Genomic DNA, 2,523 nt, shown 5'->3' with positions numbered 1-2,523 from the left:
GTAACCGGCCGGTAAGGACCACAGCTCAAGCGACGGCCTTCGCCTCTTTGGATTGCGGCACCCAGTTCCACGGCAGCAGCTCGTCGAGGCGGTTGATCTTGTGGTCGCCGATGCGGGCCAGGATGTCTGCCATATAGGCTTCGGGGTCGTGGCCGCTGAGCTTCGCGCTTTCGATGATCGTCATGGCTTCCGCGAGAGTTTCACCCCCGGCATCGGCCCCGGCGAAGAGCCAATTCTTCCGACCAATCACCACGGGCTTGATCGCACGCTCGGCCGGGTTGTTGTCGATGGCCACGCGGCCGTTCTCCAGGAAGAGCGTGAAGGAGGGCCAGCGGTGGAGCGCGTAGCGGAAGGCTTTGGCCAGTGCGCTCTTGCCGGAGACCCGGCCGAGCTGGGCCTCCGACCACGCCTTGAAGTCCTCCGCCAGAGGGCGCGTGCGGGTCTGCCTAACGCGCCGCCGCTCTTCGGCGGAGCAGCCGGTGATCTCGCGTTCAATGTCGTAGAGCGCGCCGATACGGTCCAGCGCCTCCCGGGCGATCTCCGACTTGGTGCCGATCCAGACATCGTGGAAGTCCCGGCGCAGGTGTGCCCAGCAGGCGGCCTCCCGGATGCGCACCACGCCGGTGGCATCGGGCTCATAGAGCGCCTTGAAGCCGGTATAGGCGTCCGCCTGGAGGATGCCGCTGAACTCGGCCAAATGGCGGTGCGGATGCGCACTCTTCCGATCCGGTGAGAAGAAGTAGGCGACACCGGGCGGCGCTGTCCCGCCCCATGGCCGGTCATCCCGGAGGTAGGTCCAGATCCGGCCCTCCTTCACGCCCTTTCCCAGTCCCTCGAGCCGCTTGGAGCGGTCGAGCACTCGCACCGGGGTGTCATCGGCATGGAGGCGATCGGCGGTCATCACGTCAGCCCTGATCCGCGCCACGAGCGGAGAGAGCACCCGCACACCCTGGCCGCACCAGTCGACGAGCGTCGAGGCCGGGATATCCGCGCCCATGCGGGCGAAGATCTCGTTCTGTCTATACAAGGGAAGATGATCGTCGAACTTGGAGACGAGGATGTGCGCCAGAAGGCCCGGTCCCGCCATGCTGCGCGGGATCGGGCGGGCAGGCGCCGGGGTCTGGGTGATCTTCTCGCATCTCCGGCAGGACTTCTTCGGGCGCGCCGTCTCGATCACCTTCAGCCGTGCGCTGATCAGTTCGAGGATCTCGCTCATGTCTTCACCGACGAGCCGCAGCTCGCCCCCGCAAGCGGGACAGGCATCGCCGGGATCGAGCACAATGCGCTCGCGGGGCGTTGCCTCCGAGACCTTCGGCTTGCGCCGCATGGGAGCAGGTTCCGCGACAGCGGGCTCTGCTTCCGGCTCCTCCTCGGGCTCCCGGGCGGCGGAAGCCGCGACCTCCAGCGCCTCGAGGGCCAGTTCCAGTTGTTCGATCTCGCGCTCGATTTTCTCCGAGCTCGCGCCGAACTTCTGACGCTGGAGCTTGGCGATCCGGATCTGGAGCGCCTGAACGAGGGCTTCGTGTGCCTTCAAGACGGCCGTGAGCCTTGTTGTCTCGGCCCGCATGGCCGCGTTCTCGGCCTCGAGTGCGGCGATCATCGCGCGCAACTTGGCAGGATCGTCAGGCGGAAGGGAGGAGGCTTCGGACATGCGGAACCTTACCATCCCGTGCGGTCCATAACCAGTAAAACAAGGGGTTTGAGAGAAGTATCAGCTCACCCGAGCGGGAGGCGCACCCCAGTCCGGGCGGCGCCAGTCGATGCCTTCCCAGAGCATCGCCAGCTGCGCCGAGGTCAGCCTTGCGGCGCCGTCGCCGGCGACGGGCCACGGGAAGCGCCCCCGTTCCAGGACCTTGTAGTAGAGGCAGAAGCCCTGGCCGTCCCAGTAGAGAAGCTTCAGCCGATCTCCCCGGCGTCCACGGAACGCGAAGACCGCGCCGCTCGCTGGGTTTTGGCGCAGGACGTCCTGGGCAAGCGCGGCCAAACCGGCGATCCCCTTGCGCATGTCGGTGGTTCCGCAGGCCAAGTAGACCCGAACACCCGTTCCCGGTCCGATCATGCCGCCTCCACAGCCCGGATCAATCGGGTCAGCGTCTCTCCATCCATGCCGCTGTCGAACCTCAGGCAGCGCCCGTTGCTCAGCCGCAGCTCGACCATGACGGATCGCGCTGGCGCGGGGACGCTCGCTGCCGTCGGCGCCGCGCTGAAATCCACCGGCAGGAAAACAGCCCCGCGATCCGGCGACCACAGGCCCTTCTTCTTCAGATCACGCCGCCAGCCGTAGATCTGGGAGCGCGTGATCTCGTGCCGCTGCGCCACCTGCGTCACCGACGCACCGCCGACATCGACCTCCGACAGGATCTCGAGCTTCTCGTCTTCGCTCCACCGCCGGCGCCGCTCAACGCCCAGAACCTCGCCCAGCATGGCCCCTCCAAATAAGACACGTCGTTAAGGACGTCGTTATGCACGTGTCTTAGCTCGGAACCCCGCTGTCAGGCAGGCGGCCTCAATCGGGCGGTTACC

General features: G+C 66.6%; 3 protein-coding genes. All 3 read right to left on the bottom strand.

From position 1 onward, the window contains the following. Nucleotides 1–25: 25 nt before the first annotated feature. From tnpC to tnpA, 3 genes are read right to left on the bottom strand one after another with little or no spacing between them, the layout of a single operon-like run. Nucleotides 26–1,651: an IS66 family transposase gene (gene tnpC, locus JF542_RS24230; protein ID WP_007803542.1), complete on the bottom strand. Its 1,626-nt coding sequence runs from the start codon at nucleotides 1,649–1,651 to the stop codon at nucleotides 26–28. Nucleotides 1,652–1,711: 60 nt separating this feature from the next. Beyond that, a complete protein-coding gene (gene tnpB, locus JF542_RS24225; protein ID WP_040545958.1) occupies nucleotides 1,712–2,059 on the bottom strand; it encodes an IS66 family insertion sequence element accessory protein TnpB in 348 nt (115 codons plus the stop codon). Continuing rightward, the gene (gene tnpA, locus JF542_RS24220) at nucleotides 2,056–2,424 is read right to left on the bottom strand and encodes an IS66-like element accessory protein TnpA (RefSeq protein WP_007803373.1); all 369 of its coding nucleotides are present in this window, start codon (nucleotides 2,422–2,424) and stop codon (nucleotides 2,056–2,058) included. The genes tnpB and tnpA overlap by 4 nt, the downstream gene beginning before the upstream one ends. Nucleotides 2,425–2,523 lie beyond the last annotated feature (99 nt).

The organism is Salipiger bermudensis, from assembly GCF_017309175.1.
Taxonomy (GTDB): Bacteria; Pseudomonadota; Alphaproteobacteria; order Rhodobacterales; family Rhodobacteraceae; genus Salipiger; species Salipiger bermudensis.
This window is presented reverse-complemented; position numbering and strand designations above follow the sequence as displayed.

What these genes read in the sequence shown, in the direction of transcription:
- tnpA (WP_007803373.1), bottom strand. Translation starts at nt 2,424, where the DNA reads ATGCTGGGCGAGGTTCTGGGCGTTGAGCGGCGCCGGCGGTGGAGCGAA.
- tnpB (WP_040545958.1), bottom strand. Translation starts at nt 2,059, where the DNA reads ATGATCGGACCGGGAACGGGTGTTCGGGTCTACTTGGCCTGCGGAACC.
- tnpC (WP_007803542.1), bottom strand. Translation starts at nt 1,651, where the DNA reads ATGTCCGAAGCCTCCTCCCTTCCGCCTGACGATCCTGCCAAGTTGCGC.